This is a genomic window from Mucilaginibacter sp. NFX135, from assembly GCF_048565145.1.
GTDB lineage: Bacteria > Bacteroidota > Bacteroidia > Sphingobacteriales > Sphingobacteriaceae > Mucilaginibacter.
In genome coordinates this window covers 2,373,009-2,390,691 of the sequence record NZ_CP183412.1, presented here as the reverse complement: position 1 = coordinate 2,390,691, position 17,683 = coordinate 2,373,009, and the positions used below count along the sequence as shown (strand labels likewise).

General features: G+C 44.4%; 13 protein-coding genes. 6 read left to right on the top strand and 7 right to left on the bottom strand.

The window, feature by feature from the left end; all coding sequences use genetic code 11:
* Nucleotides 1-61 precede the first annotated feature (61 nt).
* From ACNURT_RS10295 to ACNURT_RS10275, 5 genes are all read right to left on the bottom strand, one after another.
* Nucleotides 62-1,501, bottom strand: a complete 1,440-nt coding sequence (locus ACNURT_RS10295) for a serine/threonine protein kinase (protein ID WP_419701673.1) — start codon at nt 1,499-1,501, stop codon at nt 62-64.
* A 241-nt stretch (nt 1,502-1,742) separates the two neighbouring features.
* Nucleotides 1,743-4,037 (bottom strand): family 20 glycosylhydrolase, encoded by a 2,295-nt coding sequence (locus ACNURT_RS10290; RefSeq protein ID WP_419701672.1) that lies wholly within the window; start codon nt 4,035-4,037, stop codon nt 1,743-1,745.
* A 461-nt stretch (nt 4,038-4,498) separates the two neighbouring features.
* Complete coding sequence (locus ACNURT_RS10285; protein WP_419701671.1) at nt 4,499-5,332, bottom strand: N-acetylmuramoyl-L-alanine amidase family protein; 834 nt, start codon at nt 5,330-5,332, stop codon at nt 4,499-4,501.
* The gene (locus tag ACNURT_RS10280; RefSeq protein WP_370998598.1) at nt 5,329-5,775 is read right to left on the bottom strand and encodes a Fur family transcriptional regulator; all 447 of its coding nucleotides are present in this window, start codon (nt 5,773-5,775) and stop codon (nt 5,329-5,331) included. Before ACNURT_RS10280 ends, ACNURT_RS10285 begins: the two co-directional genes overlap by 4 nt.
* A 102-nt stretch (nt 5,776-5,877) precedes the next feature.
* A complete protein-coding gene (locus ACNURT_RS10275; protein WP_419701670.1) occupies nt 5,878-6,294 on the bottom strand; it encodes a MerC domain-containing protein in 417 nt (138 codons plus the stop codon).
* Between the two features lie 141 nt (nt 6,295-6,435).
* Here ACNURT_RS10275 and ACNURT_RS10270 point away from each other — a divergent pair, with 141 nt between their 5' ends.
* Together ACNURT_RS10270 and ACNURT_RS10265 are read left to right on the top strand one after the other, a co-directional pair.
* Complete coding sequence (locus ACNURT_RS10270; RefSeq protein ID WP_419701669.1) at nt 6,436-7,068, top strand: phosphatase PAP2-related protein; 633 nt, start codon at nt 6,436-6,438, stop codon at nt 7,066-7,068.
* Nucleotides 7,069-7,173: 105 nt separating this feature from the next.
* Nucleotides 7,174-8,367 (top strand): GTP-binding protein, encoded by a 1,194-nt coding sequence (locus ACNURT_RS10265; protein ID WP_419701668.1) that lies wholly within the window; start codon nt 7,174-7,176, stop codon nt 8,365-8,367.
* Nucleotides 8,368-8,376: 9 nt separating this feature from the next.
* Here the strand turns inward: ACNURT_RS10265 and ACNURT_RS10260 are convergent, their stop codons facing one another.
* Nucleotides 8,377-9,873 (bottom strand): gluconokinase, encoded by a 1,497-nt coding sequence (locus ACNURT_RS10260; RefSeq protein ID WP_419701667.1) that lies wholly within the window; start codon nt 9,871-9,873, stop codon nt 8,377-8,379.
* Between the two features lie 623 nt (nt 9,874-10,496).
* Here ACNURT_RS10260 and rhaT point away from each other — a divergent pair.
* The 4 genes from rhaT (at nt 10,497) to ACNURT_RS10240 (ending at nt 16,627) form a co-directional block, all read left to right on the top strand.
* Entirely contained in the window at nt 10,497-11,576 is a 1,080-nt protein-coding gene (gene rhaT / locus ACNURT_RS10255) for an L-rhamnose/proton symporter RhaT (RefSeq protein WP_419701666.1), read from the top strand.
* Between the two features lie 93 nt (nt 11,577-11,669).
* Entirely contained in the window at nt 11,670-13,790 is a 2,121-nt protein-coding gene (locus ACNURT_RS10250; protein WP_419701665.1) for a bifunctional aldolase/short-chain dehydrogenase, read from the top strand.
* 175 nt (nt 13,791-13,965) lie between these two features.
* On the top strand, nt 13,966-15,240 hold the full coding sequence (locus tag ACNURT_RS10245; RefSeq protein WP_419701664.1) for a TIM barrel protein: 1,275 nt from the start codon (nt 13,966-13,968) through the stop codon (nt 15,238-15,240).
* A gap of 1 nt (nt 15,241) precedes the next feature.
* Nucleotides 15,242-16,627 (top strand): FGGY-family carbohydrate kinase, encoded by a 1,386-nt coding sequence (locus tag ACNURT_RS10240; RefSeq protein WP_419701663.1) that lies wholly within the window; start codon nt 15,242-15,244, stop codon nt 16,625-16,627.
* 143 nt (nt 16,628-16,770) lie between these two features.
* Here the strand turns inward: ACNURT_RS10240 and ACNURT_RS10235 are convergent, their stop codons facing one another.
* Nucleotides 16,771-17,631, bottom strand: coding sequence for an alpha/beta fold hydrolase (locus ACNURT_RS10235; protein ID WP_419701662.1), 861 nt, complete (start codon nt 17,629-17,631; stop codon nt 16,771-16,773).
* Between the last annotated feature and the right edge of the window lie 52 nt (nt 17,632-17,683).

Genomic DNA, 17,683 nt, shown 5'->3' with positions numbered 1-17,683 from the left:
ACTCTAAAACCCAAATTATAATCCTTGATCTTTAATCCCTTAATCCTTGATCCATTCAAAGCTAAAAATTCAAATTAGAGGTATCCTTGGTTTTGGCGCTGTCGCGATAAAACTGGGGTTCCTGTGTATTTGTTTTTTTATATTTCATACCCTTGAGTATAGAATCGGTTTGCGAATCAACTTCTGGCGGTATACCCGACTCATCATTAGTTGGGGTAGTGTCCTGCTGTTGTTTCTCAGGTTCCTTTTTTTGTTGCGGAAGTATAACGTTCTTAGCGGAATCCACCGGCTTTTTCGACTTAAAAAGCCGGTTATAAACACCATGATATATCCTGTCGCCATATTTGCTTAATACCGCTGCCGAAAACACAGTAAAACCGCAAAGCATGATCATAAAAAACACAAAAATTGGTTTCGACATGCGCACCTGTTTTCCATCGTCTACAGGTTTTTCAACCTCTCCGGTGATTACAGGCTGAACCATTTTACTATTTTCGGCTTCCTGGTAATATAAAAGTAAGCCCTGCAAACGCTCGTTCTCTTTAAGCAATACCGATGAGTTCCAACTGTCATCTACCTGATTATTACTCACTGCCGATATACTGCTGTGCATCAGGGTTTCCTGCAGCTCAATACCATTAGCAAACCTATCCTCCGGATCTTTTTTAAGGCATTTGGCCACTATCTGCAGCAGCCAGCCCGGTACCAGCATTTCGTGTTCTTTCTTCTTATCTGGCCAGCTTTCCGGCAGATTGTTTTTGCGCAGTTCCATCACATCGGGCACCGGAGATTCCATGTGGGCCAGCATCACGGCATTACGCGCGGTTTCACCATTATCGCGCAGCGGGAATGGTACCTGGCCTGCTATCAGCTCATACAAAATAACGCCATAGCTGTACACATCGGTCTGAAAATACATCAGTCCTTCGTTTTGCTCAGGCGCCATAAATTCAATAGCTCCCGCGTGCCGGATACTGGTACGGCGCTGATCATCAGACATAGCCGAAAGACCAAAATCCAACAGTACATAATTGCCCGTGTGGATATTGAACTTAACGTTATTGCTTTTGATATCGCCATGCTTTACGGAAACTTTATGGCAGTGAGAAAGCGCATTAGCCAGCTGATCAGCCAGTTTGATGATCTCTTTGATGGTAAAGATGGGTTCGTGCGGTGGCTTTAGCAGGTCCTCCAGATCGGGGCCATCAATAAATTCCATTTCGATAAATGGGAATGAACCGCTTTCCGTAATGCCCGAATTCAGGATCTTAACTACGTTGGGGTTAGGTTCTTCGTTTACCTTTTTTAACTTTTCAACTTCATTTTGAAAATTACGAAAATTCTTATCGTCGGTGCTTTCGGTATGGATGGGGGTTGGTAACAGCTTTACCGCGGTAATGATGGGGCCGTAGCGTCTGCCTTTGTAAACTGAGCCCTGGCCGCCCGTTCGTAAAGCGCCCATATTCTCCAAACCCTCGGTTATTGTAAATACTTTGCTCATGGAGTAATTGTCCTCGCGGTGCTTTCAGTGTAAAATAACTTCATAATAAAAATTATATTATTTCAACATAACGCACGCATTAGTGTTTGGTATAAAATTAGGAAAAAAAATATGGAAGGCATTATTGATGTGCAAATGTGCAAATATGCAGATGTGCAGATGAAAAATAGATTGTCAAATAAAATCATTTGCACATCTGCATATTTGCACATCCGCACATCTACTTTCACATCTGCACAACCTACTTTACTACAATTTCATCCACCATTAACCATGCCTTTGCCCCGGCAATGTATTCGCCGGGTGGAATGATGCCTTTGTTGGTTCCTTTTACGCGGATGTACCGGGCTTGCGTGGTTTTTATATTCGCTCTTACCGCGTTGATCCCATTATCGTTAAAGGTAGTTTGACGGTACACCTCGGTATAGTTTTTTCCATCTGTCGATATTTCAAAGGTGAGCAGCGTAGGTTCCCACATTTTTTGCCAATGGTATTTTAAAATATTGATGCCCAGTTGTGATACCGGCTGAGCTTTCCCCAAATCAACCACCGCTTCCAGATCATCACCATTGAAACCGTACCATTGCCCGTCGTTATACAGTTTACTGCCAAAAACTCCGTTCACCATGCCAAATGTATTGCCGGGATTATATCCACCTTGAGGCTGATTGGTAAGGGTTACCGTTTTACCGATAGCTTTATGGAGATGAAAATCTTTTTCATATACGCGCCCATATTGCTTTGTTCCGCTAAATACAGCTGCCTTTATTTTACCCGATGTGCTGATCAAGAACGGTTTGTCATACTTCTTACTTTTTAATCCTGGTGTAGTGCCATCGGTGGTATAATAGATCTGACTGCCAGGCAAAGTGCTGCTCAGGGCAAGTTGTATCTGACGGTCTGCCGATTCCATAACACTATCGGTAATTTCATCAAAAGTATCAGCAAGGTTGATATTGAGCTGTTTAAGCAGCGGCTGTTCGTAGCGCAGGCGTTTCAAAAAGTTGGGATAGCTTTTATTCTCCTTGTCTGTCCACCCAATTTCGGCCAAAGCCAGAATCCTTGGAAATATCTGATGCTCAGCTTGTGCCATGCTGGCCAGGTATTCGCTCCAGGCATTGGCTTGTACACCTTTTATATATTTAGCCTCATCACCGCTTAATTCTTTGGTTATCGGCTCGTAATTATAAACTTTACTCAAAGGTGTATACCCGCCGCCGGCTAAAGGTTCGCTGGGATACAGGGATTGATAATAATCCAGGTAAACGTATTTTTCGGGTGTCATGATAGCGTTGTGATGCAGCTTGGCTGCGGCAATGCCACCCTCCTCGCCTGTCCAGCTCATAACGGTGGCGCCAGGCGCCAATCCGCCTTCGAGGATCTCGTCCCAGCCAATGATCTGCCGCCCTTTGCTGTTCAGGTATTTTTCCATCCGGCCAATAAAATAACTCTGCAACTCGTGCTCATCTTTCAAATGCTCATCTTTAATGCGTCGTTGGCATTTTGGACAGGTTTTCCATTTGGTTTTCGGGCATTCGTCACCGCCGATATGGATATATTTGGAGGGGAAAAGCGGCAGCACTTCATCCAGTACATTTTTCAAAAAGGTAAAAGTCTGCTCGTTGCCGGCACAATACACATCGTCAAATATTCCCCAGTAAGTGGCTGTTTTATAAGGACCGCCGGTACATCCCAGTTCTGGATAAGCCGCCAGTGCTGCCAGCGCATGACCCGGCATTTCAATTTCCGGGATAATGCTGATATGCCTTTCCATAGCATATTTCACTACAGCTTTTACTTCCTCCTGCGTATAATAACCGCCATAACGTTTGCCATCAAAGCGGTGGGGACTATCCTTTTTATGACCAATAATGGTTTCATCGCGATAAGCGGAAATGCTTTGCAGCAGCGGATATTTTTTGATCTCGATGCGCCAGCCCTGATCATCAGTGAGGTGCCAGTGAAAAGTATTGATCTTGTAGAGGGCCAGAAGATCGATCCACTTTTTTATAGCATTCACTTTGAAAAAATGACGGCTTACATCCAAATGCATCCCCCGGTAAGCAAATCGCGGATGATCCTCGATAGTACATCCCTGTACAGTTATTTTCCCGTTTGATTTATGCAGTAGTTGAACCAATGACTGCAAGCCATAAAACACGCCGGCCTGATCATGCCCGATAATATTAATTTGTTTAGATGCTATAGATAATTGATAGCCCTCGGGCTCTGTAATCTTATTAGAATTTATACTTAATTGAATGGAAGGAGCAATAGTTTTTTTGACTGATAAGTTATATCCCGCCAGTTGATGAAAATATTGGTTAAAAAAAATCAGATTATCTGTACTGATACCATCACGGATATTTATAGCCACAGCAGGCGAGAACCGGAATACCTCACCGTTTTTTTGAATGCTATAAGGCTGTGGTATAATACCCTGCTCTTTGACCTGGGCATGTACCACATTCATCAATAAACAAAAGCATAATGTATAACGGATATATTTTAAAACGACGGTACAGGTATTGATCATCGGCATGGAGTTGTTAAAGCCGAATATAGCTGTTTATGGTGAAAATGTGCTGTTAAAATTCCTCTTGAGAGCTACTGTGTGAACACATCTTTTAATGTGCCCTGTAGGGGCTGAATGTCGGTAGAAGAAGGATCAAAAGAAATTTTTACGTGCCGTAGGTACGTCACTTTTTAACTTCGTGGGGCAAATAATAGTGCGTTAATAGACCCTAAGTCGGTTAGTGTAGTACCTATGGCACTAAAAGAGGTTAACTTTTTATTATTGCTACCGACATTTTGCTCCTCTGGAGCAACTTTTTTTAACTATAGTGCATTGAAAAGATGTGTCCACACAGTAGCTCTTGAGAGGGGGTGAGATAGGTTGTGTAATGGCAGGGGTGTGTTATGATGCGAGAAAAGAACACACCCCTCCACCCCTCTCAAGAGGGGAATCGCGCTTCCTCCACTTAAAGCATTTTCAAATTACAGCGCTCCGATAGCTTTTCGATAATTATTGATAGCCCGGATGATTGACTGAACGATCTCGTTTTGTCCTTCGGGTGAGTTCAGATAATCTTCCTCTTCTGGATTATTGATAAAGCCTGTTTCAATGAGTACGGCGGGCATGGCGCTGTGGGCCAGTACCAATACGCCCTGTTCCTTTACGCCGTTACTCTCGCGGCCATTGGTATCTACAAACTCGGTGTTGAGCAGATCACCAAAAAGGATGCTTTGCTTGCGGTATTTTTGGATGTAGGCATTGAGGATGATGAGGTTGGAGGGATCACTTTCGTCATAGCTCTCATAATTTTGCTTGTAATCTTTTTCAATAAATATAGAGGAGTTTTCGCGCACGGCTTCTTCCTGTTCTTTTAAGCGGTGGAAACCATAAACCAGCAGCAGTACACCCTTACGTTTATGCGCGATAGCCGCGTTACCCTCCGGTGATGAGTTACAATGTATGGAGATAAACAGGTTACCATGATTCTGATTGGCAATTACCGATCGTTGATTAAGCGGAATAAAGGTATCATCATTACGCGTCATAATGGTTTTAACGCTGGTGATCTGCGAATCAATAGCGGCCTTTAACCTTTGAGCAATGGCTAATGTCACCGTTTTTTCGTTGGAGTATGATCCGCGGGCTCCTGGGTCTTTACCACCATGACCGGCATCAATAATAATAGTCTTAAACTTAAAAGTAGATGTAGTTGGAATAGTATCTCTCTGCGGAGTAAATGAACAAAGACTAAGGAATAAAAATAATAGTCCGCAATTTACGGTAATCAAGTAAAAAAGCTTTTTAGTAAAGATCATTTTTTAGGCGCTTTTTTACTGCACTTTGGACATAAGCCGGTAGCATACAAGGTAAAACCAGTGGGTTCAAATCCAGGGGGAAGGGTTATTGCCGGCAAATGCAGATCATCAAGGCAATAAACGTTTTTACAGTTGGTACAATTAAAATGCAAATGCTCGTCATGATGATGGCCTTCATCGCAATTGGAGCTGCACAGCGCATAATTGGCTGTACCATTTAAATCAAATACCTTATGGATAATGCCCTTTTCTTCAAAGGCATTCAGGATGCGATAAAGCGTAACCCGGTCAATGTCGCTCATTACGCTCTCCAGATCGGGCTGGGAAGTAGCTGCACTCCTTGATGACATCATGGATAAAACCCTGAGCCTTGGCGCAGTTTTTTTTAAATGATGCTTGTTCAGCAAATCTTCAAAATGAAAATTATTGCGGGTTTGTGCCATTTAATTAGGTTATAATATAAGCCTGCAAATTTAGCAAGAATAACTAATGGTTTAAAATAAGGTTTGGCTGATTGGTGAAAGTTTAAGATTGTCGCCTATCATTCAGTATACCGGCATTTGATCATTCTCTTTTATTAAATATCTGCAGCTGCCTGTATATTTATAGTTTACAAAATGCGCGGCCGCAATCAGCAATCCGCCGGTTGGTACGATGATTACTTCGGGCCAGCCGCTTACAAACGCATGTCCCAGCAAAATAACTGCAAAACCTGCCAGCAGTAAACATAGAGGCAGCAAGCGTTTGTGTATCCGGATATAAGACAAACCTATAGAATATATTCCGATGGCCAATGCCAGCACAATCATCCCCCATTCTATCCAAACATTAGCCAAAAAGCCCAACCCCAACAGCGGCAAACTGGTAAACAGCACCGGTACTATAGCGCAATGTATGGCGCACAAAGTTGATGCAGTTATTCCGATATGATCAAGCCAGGACGTGTTTTTTGGAATATTCATATGCAAATATAAAGCATAACGCAACATAATTGCATCAATTTAATTTCATATTTTTACAATATTTATTTTAACTTTTTGGTAACAACTAATTAATATTGACGTCAATACGTTATTTTTGAACACATTATCCAGATATAAACTGTGCCCAATACTGCTCTATATAGATTAAAACAAAACTGGCTAACTGCTTATGATACCAGTTTAAAACGCGTTAAGCTACTCATTGGCAGTATCCTCATAACAGCCATTATTAACATTATGCCCGGCTTTTTCAGAGGAATCGAAAGCCGGAATGGCATGATACTTAATGACTGGGTATTGACTCATTTGCCAGCCTACGATGTTTCCATACCTATTTTTGCACTGATATGGGGTATGGGTATCCTGATGGCTGTAAGGGCTTTTTATAAGCCTGCTATTTGCACTACCTACATCTGGACGCTGATATTTGTTTGTATCGCCCGCTTTATATCCCTCACGTTGGTAAAGCTTGATCCTCCTCCGGGTCTGGTTCCTTTAGTTGATCCGCTCACCAGTTATTTTTATGGACATGCTGCCATCACCAAAGATCTCTTCTTTTCGGGGCATACTTCAACCATGGTGCTTATTTTCCTTCATCTGGAGAAAAAACGCGATAAGGCTATCGCGCTTATTGCCGCCCTTATTGTAATGGCATTACTGCTTATACAACATATCCATTACACTATGGACGTGTTAGCCGCTCCTGTAATAGTTTATTGCTGCTATCGTTTTGCCCGGGCTTTTGACCTGTAATTAGTAGAGATCATATGCCTTTTAGACCTTCTTTGTTTTAATTTTTAAATGCAACATAATTGCATTTAATTTAAAATCGATTATATTTGTCTCAAATAATAAGCGATGGAAAAGAAATTACCGGTAACTGTGCTCAGCGGTTTTTTAGGCAGTGGCAAAACAACCCTGCTTAATCATATACTGCATAACAAGCAGAACCTGAAAGTTGCCGTTATAGTTAACGATATGAGCGAGGTAAACATTGATGCGCAATTGGTAGCCAATCAAAAAACGTTATCACGTACCGAAGAAAAACTGGTAGAAATGAGCAATGGCTGCATTTGTTGTACCCTGCGCGAGGATCTGATGATTGAGGTAGAAAAACTGGCCAAAGAAGGCCGTTTTGATTATTTGCTGATTGAGAGTACGGGTATTTCTGAGCCTATCCCTATTGCCCAGACGTTTAACTTCGCGGATGAAGAAGCAGGTATCGACCTGAGTCGTTTTTCACGATTGGACACTATGGTTACCGTGGTAGATTGCTTTAACTTTTATAAGGATTTTGGCAGCTCTGAGTTATTATTAAACCGCGATCTGGTGGATGATCCCAATGACCGCCGTACCATTGTTAACCTGCTTACCGACCAAATTGAATTTGCCGATGTGATCCTGCTTAACAAAACCGACCTGGTTTCACCCAAAGAGGTAAAGGTATTGGAAGCCGTGATCTCCAAATTAAACTCAGGCGCTAAAATATTGCATACCCAATTTGGCAAAATCGATCCTGCCGAGATATTGAATACCGGGTTGTTTGATTTTGACAAAGCATCGCGGTCGGCTGGATGGATCAAAGAATTGAACAGTGAACATACACCCGAAACCGAGGAGTATGGCATCAGCTCCACCGTATTCCGGTCAAAAAAACCGTTTCATCCTGAGAGATTTTATCATTACCTGCATCATGATTTCCCTCAAAATATTATCCGCTCCAAAGGCTTGTTCTGGATAGCTTCGGCACCCGATGATGCCTTGAATTTTTCGCAGGCTGGTGGTTCTTCACGCCTGGAGAACGCCGGCGTTTGGTGGGCCAGCATGCCTTATCAAAAGCGCATCAAATTTCATGACTTTGTAGAGAACCGGGAACTGATTGAAAAAAACTGGTCGAAAGAATTTGGCGACCGCCACAATGAACTGGTTTTTATCGGCGAGCATTTAAATAAGGAAAAACTAACACAAGAGCTAAACAACTGCCTGATCACCGATGCTGAATTTCTGGACCTTTTAGCCGGAAAAGTCTTCCCCGATCCATTTAACCAATAAATCCCCTTTTTAAATATCTAATTCATGCAGTCGGTGCATAGAATCCATGAGATCACGGTACAGCTTCTTAAATGTCGGAAATAATTTGCTGTACCACTCGTGGTTTTGGGCATTCGGTTCGATAACTATTTGATTATCTATGTGTGTAAGCTGATCATAACTTTCAGGGTGCAGCACCTGCATAGCCAGGTAAATAGCGCCCACTGCCGATGCATCTTCGGGCTGTAATACCACCAGTTTTTTACCGGTAATATCGGCCAGGACCTGCGTCCAGGTAGCCGAACTGACAAAGCCCCCGCTAATGTTCACCTGGGTAATATTCACCGAGGCATCCTCCACCGTTTTCAACACATCATACAAGGCAAAGCAAACGCCTTCCAGCGCTGCCCTTAAAAAATGAGCCCGGGTATGAGTTGGTTTGATATTAAAAAACGCGCCGCTGGTCTGGGTATCCCAAAGCGGGGCACGTTCGCCATATAAATAGGGTAAAAAGATCAATCCATTGCTTGCTGCAGGTATGATATCTATCGTAGCGAACAACTCGTCGTAATCTGCCGGGGATAGTTTTTCTTTTTGCAGAAAGTTTTGCAGCAACCAGTTAATGGCTATGCCACCATTATTTACCGCACCGCCGCATACAAAAGTATCCTGGTTAAGCAGATAGTTAAAGGTCATCCCCTCAAAATTGTATACCGGACTTGGGCTGGTAATGCGTACAGCCCCGCTGGTACCGATGGTTAGCGCGGCGATGCCCGGTCCGGTGGTATGGCTACCTAAATTGGCACAACAGCCATCGCTCGCACCAATAACAAAGCTGGTTTTGGAGGTTATATTCAACAGAGCAGCTGTGTTCGGATTCAGATCATCACGATGGTAAGTGGTATTCCTGGGAGTTGACAATTTATTGGCTGAAACACCTGCAAGCGCACAGGCTTCCGAACTCCAATCCAGCTTTAGTATATCAAACAAACCCGTAGCCGAAGCAATGGAGTAATCGACTTCAAAACTACCAAACAGCTTAAGCCAGATAAACTCCTTGATCGATATAAATTTGCGTGTTGGTATAAACACTTCCGGTTTATTAGTACGCAACCAGATCAGCTTACACAACGGCGACATGGCATGTATAGGTGTACCGGTGATCCGGTATATTTCAGGACCTTGCGCCGAAGCCCTCAGTTCCTGTGCAATATGCTCACTCCGCGAGTCGGCCCAGGTGATCATAGGTGATAGCGGCGTTCCTATTTCATCAACCGGGATGATGCTATGCATAGCACTGCTAAAACTTACGGCAATAGGTGCATAACCTATCTTAGTGGTTATATCCCGCATACATTTTACAAAAGCCTGCCATATCAATAGCGGATCCTGCTCACTGTAGCCCGGCTCAGGACTATTAATAGGGTAATGGTTTTGTACCACGCCCAAAGCCTTCCCGGTTAACGCTATAGCCACCGCTTTGGTGCTGCCCGTGCCTATATCTATACCTAAAATGTATGATTGCATATCAAGTCCTAAATTAGAATAAAAAGACAATGGACGAAAGGATAAAAAACAAACACGTTCCTATTTGAGCTCCGTCGAAGCATGGTGGGCAAGCCTCTGCGCTCGACCCTTCGACGGAGCTCAGGGTGACAGCCCCTTTTTGGATGTTATTCGTTTGTTATGTCTAATCATGGGCTATTACTCTTGAGAAGGGAATCGCACCATCTCTCGCTCCTTTTTGTCTTCCCTATACATGAGGTTACAAACAAACGCAAATAGACAAATCTCTCTCCTTTGGAAAGTAATAGCCCGTGAAAAGGCAGCGTTTAAACTTACAAGGTTAAAAACAAGTGGCATAGCCTACTCACCCGGTCTACGCTTCGCTGGACCACCCTCTCTGCGGCTTCGCCGCAAAGAGGGTTGAGAAAAAGAAAGAAAAAATCCCCTTTATGCGCGAAGCGTAGAGAGGGGTGACAAGCGCAGCGACGTCGGGATGAGTCGATATATGCTTAATTTCCGCTTTATGCCTTTTCATGGGCTATTACTCTTTGGAGAAGGCCGGGGTGAGGTTCCCATGACAGTCCATGACAGTTTCAGCCTAATTATTCCCTAAATTAGCTTTACCAATATAAACCTGTTCGTATATGCAAATAATCTTTGGAGTTTTCTTCCATTTTATCGGCGGCTTTGCCTCGGGGAGCTTTTACATCCCTTATAAAAAAGTTAAGGGCTGGGCCTGGGAAAGCTACTGGATAGTGGGCGGTATTTTTTCCTGGTTCATAGTACCTCCACTGGCCGCATGGTTAACTATTCCGGGTTTTGCAGATATTATCGGCCATACCGAAGGCTCAGTTATCGGATGGACGTACCTCATGGGCTTGCTCTGGGGCATCGGGGGACTCACTTATGGCTTGGGTGTGCGATACTTAGGCGTATCATTAGGCAGCACCATTATATTGGGCCTTTGCTCCGTTTTTGGCGCCCTGATACCATCGGTTTATTATGATATCTTCCCAAAAGCGGGTAAGGATACTTTTAGCATGATGCTGCACTCTAACTGGGGGCAAATGGTATTGCTGGGCATTCTGCTTTGTGTAGCTGGCATTGTGATATGCGGCAAAGCCGGTATGATGAAGGAAAAAGAACTATCAGCCAATGGGACTATAGCCCAGGAAAATAAGGATTACCGCTTTGGCCTGGGTATACTGGTGGCCATTGTATCCGGGGTATTAAGCGCTTGTTTTAATTTTGGCATAGAGGCAGGTAAAAGCATGGCCGATACTGCAAATCAGCTTTGGCAGGCTGCTCATCCGGCACAGGGTAATTTCCTGTTCCAGAACAACGTTACCTATATTATTATCCTATGGGGCGGCCTAACCACCAACTTTATATGGTGCATGGTTTTAAATGCCCGCAACAAAACTTTTGGCAATTATACCGATCAAAAAACACCATTGCTTAAAAACTACCTGTTTGCGGCACTGGCAGGGACTACCTGGTTTTTGCAGTTCTTTTTTTATGGCATGGGCGAAAGCAAAATGGGTAATGGCGCCAGCTCCTGGATACTGCACATGGCCTTTATTATCCTGATAGCCAATATGTGGGGATTGATATTAAAAGAATGGAAGGGCGTGAGTAAAAGAGCCTTTGCTACCGTAATAACCGGCATAGCGGTTATCATTTTATCGGTACTGGTAGTTGGTTATGGCAATTCGATCAAGTAAACAGATAATTAAAACATTCAGTAACCCAAATCATTAATTCAAAACTGAGCAATTCTTTAAATCACTAACTCAATAATTCAATAATTAAAATATATGTCTGTCAGAACAACACCATTCAAACACGTAAGCTATCTATGGGATGATGCCGAAGCCGCCAGGTTGGAAGGGGATGAAGTTGCCCTGTTAATATACCGCTCGAACCTGTTAGGAGCCGATCTGCGACTAACTAATTACGGCGGGGGCAATACCTCGTGCAAGGTATTGTCAAAAGACCCGCTCACCGGCAGCGAGGTAGAGGTTATGTGGATCAAAGGCTCGGGTGGTGATATTGGCACGCTCAAAAAAAGTGGACTGGCAGCATTGTACGTTGACCGCCTGCGCAGCCTTAAAAACGTTTACCGGGGTGTAGCCTATGAGGATGAAATGGTAGAGCTTTTTAACCATTGCATATACGATCTGGCCTCTAAAGCGCCATCAATTGATACCCCCCTGCATGGTTTTTTACCATTTAAACATATCGACCACCTGCATCCCGACGCTGCCATTGCCATAGCAGCAGCTAAGGATGGTAAAAAAATAACCCAGGAGCTGTTTAACGGTACCATCGGCTGGGTGGAGTGGAAAAAACCAGGTTTTGAATTGGGTCTGCAACTCAAGCAATGCCTGGATGAAAATCCGGGTATCCGGGGCATCATGTTGGGTTCACACGGGTTGTTTACCTGGGGCGATACCGCTTATGAAAGCTATATCAATACGCTGGAGGTGATAGAGCGCTGTGCCGAATACCTGGAAGAAAACTATGGCAAAAATGGTCCTGTGTTTGGTGGTCAAAAAATCCAAAGTCTGGATGAAGCCGGTCGTAAAAAGCAGGCTGCCGCTATTGCCCCTATCCTGCGTGGTTTTTGCTCCAGCGAAAGGCATATGATCGGTCATTTTACGGATGATACCCGGGTGCTGGAATTTATTAATTCCAATGATCTTGGTCGTTTGGCGCCTTTGGGAACCAGCTGTCCCGATCATTTTTTGCGTACTAAAATTAGTCCGCTGGTATTGGAGCTCCAACCCAATGAGGATCTAAGCAATGCAAAAGCATTACAGGAACGCCTGGCACCGGCATTTGCAGCTTATCGCCAGATGTATACCGACTATTACAATACCTGCAAGCACGATAACAGTCCGGCTATCAGGGATACCAACCCGGTGATCATCCTGTATCCGGGTGTTGGTCTGTTTTCGTTCTCCAAAGACAAGCAAACCGCACGTGTTGCTGCTGAGTTTTATACCAACGCCATCAACGTAATGAAAGGCGCCGAAGCTATTTCTGAATACACCTCCTTACCCCGTCAGGAAGCTTTTGATATCGAGTACTGGTTACTGGAAGAAGCCAAACTACAGCGGATGCCAAAACCCAAAGCGTTATCGGGCAAAATAGCCCTGATCACGGGCAGTGCCGGTGGTATAGGCAAGGCCATCGCCAGGAAATTTGTGGACGAGGGCGCGGTAGTGATCCTCAATGATATGAACACCGAACGCCTGGACAGCGCCGGCGAAGAATTCAGAAAACAATACGGCAAAGACTCCTACAGTACAGCAGTGCTGGATGTGACCAATGCCAGGCAGATAGATGCCGCTTTGGAAACCGCAGCCTTAGCTTTTGGCGGGGTGGATATCGTGGTGAACAACGCGGGCCTATCTATATCCAAATCCATTGCGGATCATACCGAGCAAGATTGGGACCTGCTATATGACGTGCTGGTAAAAGGTCAGTTCTTTATTACCCAGGCCGCTGTAGCGGTGATGAAAAAACAAGATATTGGTGGCGATGTTATCAATATAGTAAGTAAGAATGCACTGGTAAGCGGGCCTAACAACGCGGGTTACGGCTCGGCTAAGGCAGCACAATTGCACCTGAGCAGACTGAACGCTGCAGAACTGGGTGCAGACGGGATCCGGGTAAATGTGGTGAATCCGGATGCGGTGATCAGCGACAGTAATATTTGGGCCGGCGGATGGGCCGAAGGTCGTGCTAAAGCTTATGGTATTACTGTTGAAGAACTGCCGGCCTACTATGCCAAACGTACCCTGCTCAACCAGATCATTCTGCCTGCCGATATTGCCGATGCCTGCTTTGCCTTTACCGGCGGCCTGCTCAGCAAATCAACCGGTAATGTATTGAATGTGGATGGCGGTGTGGCGATGGCTTTTGTGAGGTAATTTTTGCGAGCAAAGATTCGGAGATAAATGACAAAAGATAAAACCAGCCATGTCATTGCGAGCGAAGCGCGGCAATCGCGAACTATACAGGGCAAATCTGCACAATTCGCGATTGCTTCGTCGTTCCTCCTCGCAATGACATGGTTTTAGTAATACATATTATAAACCAATAATCATGCAATTAGAGAAGAGTATTATTGATGAAGCCAACCACAAACAACAAACCACGCACCAGCGTAAGTTTGATTTTGTGGCCGCTGATATAAAGGGGCTGGATACCGTTCTTAAAAAACTGGGCGATTTCCAGGTAGCTATACCCAGTTGGGCATTAGGTACCGGGGGTACACGCTTTGGTCGTTTCTCGGGTGGTGGCGAACCCCGCAGCCTGGAAGAAAAAGTAGAAGACGTAGGCTTGATACACGCCCTGAACAAAAGCAGTAACTCCATTTCCCTGCATATTCCCTGGGATATTCCAGACAATGCAGCTTCGATTAAAGCACTGGCCAGTCAGCATGGCTTACATTTTGATGCGGTAAATTCCAACACCTTCCAGGATCAGCCATCACAGCAGCATAGCTATAAATACGGCTCCTTGCACCATGTAGATAAAGCAGTGCGCAAGCAGGCTATCGAACATAATATCGAGGTAATCGATTATGGTGTCGAACTAAATTCTAAAGCTCTATCACTTTGGCTGTCAGACGGGTCAAACTTTCCGGGGCAACTTAATATGCGCGGCGCCTTTGAACGTACACTCGAGAGCCTTCAGGAAATTTATGCTGCCCTGCCTGCCGACTGGAAGCTCTGGATAGAATATAAGCCCTACGAGCCTAATTTTTACTCCACCACCATCGGAGATTGGGGGCAATCATACCTCCTGGCATCCAAATTAGGCAATCAGGCGCAAACACTGGTCGATCTCGGTCACCATTTACAAGGTGCCAATATTGAGCAAATTGTATCACTTTTATTGATGGAAGGCAAACTGGCAGGTTTCCATTTCAATGATTCTAAATATGGTGATGACGACCTTACTGTGGGCAGCATAAACCCATACCAATTGTTCCTGATATTTAATGAACTGGTTGAAGGTATGGATGCCCGGGGTATGAACCACGCTACCGGTATTGGCTGGATGATCGACGCATCGCACAATATCAAAGACCCTGTTGAAGATCTGTTGCAGTCGGTAGAAGCCATCAAAATAGCCTATACGCAGGCATTATTGGTTGATCAGCAGGCACTGAAGCAGGCGCAACAGCAAAATGATGTGGTACTTGCCCAGGAAATTCTACAACATGCCTACCGCACTGATGTACGTCCGCTGCTTGCCGAATCGCGCTTAAGAGCAGGTGGGGCGTTACAACCATTGGAAGTATACCGACAACAGGCAGTACGCAAACAACTGATCAGCGAACGCGGCGCATTAGCCGTATCTACAGGTCTATAATATGGAGCCGATACCCGTTATAGCCGTTTTTGATGTGGGTAAAACCAATAAAAAGCTGTTTCTTTTTGACGAGAACTATAAAATAGTTTTTGAAAGAACGGCCCGCTTTACCGAAACCCATGACGAGGATGGCGACGCCTGCGAAAACCTGGACAGCCTGCGGTTATCGGTATTTGATTCGCTGCGCGAGATATTCAAACACAAAGAGTTTGACCTTAAAGCAGTCAATTTTTCAACCTATGGAGCCAGTTTTGTGTATGTTGATGACAGTGGCAACCCGCTTACGCCTTTGTATAATTACCTTAAGTCATATCCACCCGAATTAGGCAGGCAGTTTTATGAAACCTATGGTGATGAAGCCCAGTTTGCCCGTGAAACTGCCTCGCCCGTTTTAGGCAACCTGAACTCAGGCTTACAGCTATACAGGCTTAAATACCAACAACCAGAGATATTTAAAAAAATAAAATATGCCCTGCATTTGCCGCAATACATGAGCTACCTGCTTAGCGGTCAGATGGTAACCGACTTAACCAGTATCGGCTGTCATACCGCCCTTTGGAATTTCGGCAAGAACAACTATCACCACTGGGTTGACCAGGAGAGCATTTTACCCAAAATGGCCCCGCTTAAACCTGCCGACACGGTGCTTCCAGCTATATTTCCGGGGAGTACTTACCGTGTGGGGATCGGGCTGCATGATAGTTCGGCGGCGCTTATCCCCTACCTGGTGAGCTTTAATATGCCTTTTGTATTGATATCAACGGGCACCTGGTCTATCAGCCTTAACCCTTTTAACCAAACACCGCTTACCGAAGATGAACTGAAACATGATTGTCTTAACTATTTGCAATACAAAGGCAGTCCCGTTAAAGCCTCTCGATTATTTTCCGGTTACGATTACGAGGAGCAGGTAAAGCGCATAGCCGCCCATTTTAACCAGGATGCGATCAAATACCGGACAATGACTTTTGAACCAGCTATCGTAACCCAGTTACAAAATCAACAGGCAGTACAGGATAAACCCAAAGAACGGGAACTGCAAAAATCAGTTTTTGAACTGCGCGATCTGCATGATTTTAAAACAGATACAGAAGCCTATCATCAATTGATGATAGACATTGTACAACAGCAAGCCGTTTCAACAGGGTATGTGTTAGAGGGTTGTAAAGTGCAACGAATCTTTGTAGATGGTGGATTCAGTAAGAACGCCGTATTTATGCACCTGCTCGCTTTCGCCTTTCCCCATCTGGAAGTATACGCCGCATCCATGGCACAGGCTACCGCTGTAGGCACCGCGCTGGCCATCCATCAAGCCTGGAATACTAAACCACTGCCTCATGACCTTATTGAGTTGAAGTATTATTCGGGACAAAGTGAAGTAGTTTAAGGAGAGAACCAGGAGACCAGACCTCTAAGCAAAAAACCACGTCATTGCGAGGTACGAAGCAATCTCTATATTATACAGAGCGGCTCTGCTTATTGGGGATTGCTTCGTGCCTCGCAATGACGCTTTGATTTTATATTGTTTTATTATAACGCCTGCCTCACCAACTCCAAAACATCTTCTATCAACCTCGGATCCTTAATGATCCTTTCATGCGTGGCATTTGGATATTCTTTAGATGTAATAACCGGGTGCCTGTTTAAAAGCTCCTGCATATAGAAAAAAGGCGTCATCTTATCATCCCGGTCATAGGAAAGCCAGTGTTTTACCGCGATGTCTTCCTGGTATATATCGGCAAGGTTAAAATAAGAAGTAGGCACATCAAATATTTGATTAAAGCGCTCAAAAAACTTATCCTGAGCAGCTTTTGGCACGTCTGCGCTGTTCATGGTTGCTATAAAGTTTTCCTTTAAATTCACCATAGGCGTTATATTGATTAATAACGAAGGTTTAATACCGGTTTCTTTTATAGCCACGGTATTAGCCATTACACCCAATGAGTGACAGATCATAATATCAGGCGCACCATAAGTGCGGATGACGGCCTTAACTGCCTCCGCAAACAACAGCAGGTTGGAGAGCTCCCCTTCCGAGCTGCCATTACCCGGCGCGTCAAACGCGATGATCTGTAAGTCGTCTATAGTTCGGAGCGCGGTGATCAGATCAATAAAATCAGCTCCTTTTGAACTCCAGCCGTGGGTAATCAGCACTTTACGACTCCCATTACCCCATATAAAACCATTAAATTTTAGTATGGAATGACTAAAATGCGGATCATCAACCTCCAGTGTAAATGGTGTAGCTTCGTCCAGTAACTGTTGCTGCTGTAGCCTCAGCGGGAATTTAGGTGAATAGCAGATCAGCTGCCAAAGCAGGTCGGTTATATCCTCGTTATCACTATGTTGCAGCTCTTTTACCTGGGTAAAAATCTCTTTTATTTTCTTCATAGATGGAGATTGGTATCCCCAAAGGTATAAACCGGCTGCAAAAAGCCACCCT

Coding starts and splice junctions, on each gene's coding strand:
- rhaT (WP_419701666.1), top strand. CDS start 10,497: ATGCAAATAATCTTTGGAGTTTTCTTCCATTTTATCGGCGGCTTTGCC.
- ACNURT_RS10240 (WP_419701663.1), top strand. CDS start 15,242: ATGGAGCCGATACCCGTTATAGCCGTTTTTGATGTGGGTAAAACCAAT.
- ACNURT_RS10235 (WP_419701662.1), bottom strand. CDS start 17,631: ATGAAGAAAATAAAAGAGATTTTTACCCAGGTAAAAGAGCTGCAACAT.
- ACNURT_RS10290 (WP_419701672.1), bottom strand. CDS start 4,037: ATGATCAATACCTGTACCGTCGTTTTAAAATATATCCGTTATACATTA.
- ACNURT_RS10280 (WP_370998598.1), bottom strand. CDS start 5,775: ATGGCACAAACCCGCAATAATTTTCATTTTGAAGATTTGCTGAACAAG.
- ACNURT_RS10250 (WP_419701665.1), top strand. CDS start 11,670: ATGTCTGTCAGAACAACACCATTCAAACACGTAAGCTATCTATGGGAT.
- ACNURT_RS10295 (WP_419701673.1), bottom strand. CDS start 1,501: ATGAGCAAAGTATTTACAATAACCGAGGGTTTGGAGAATATGGGCGCT.
- ACNURT_RS10265 (WP_419701668.1), top strand. CDS start 7,174: ATGGAAAAGAAATTACCGGTAACTGTGCTCAGCGGTTTTTTAGGCAGT.
- ACNURT_RS10260 (WP_419701667.1), bottom strand. CDS start 9,873: ATGCAATCATACATTTTAGGTATAGATATAGGCACGGGCAGCACCAAA.
- ACNURT_RS10285 (WP_419701671.1), bottom strand. CDS start 5,332: ATGATCTTTACTAAAAAGCTTTTTTACTTGATTACCGTAAATTGCGGA.
- ACNURT_RS10245 (WP_419701664.1), top strand. CDS start 13,966: ATGCAATTAGAGAAGAGTATTATTGATGAAGCCAACCACAAACAACAA.
- ACNURT_RS10275 (WP_419701670.1), bottom strand. CDS start 6,294: ATGAATATTCCAAAAAACACGTCCTGGCTTGATCATATCGGAATAACT.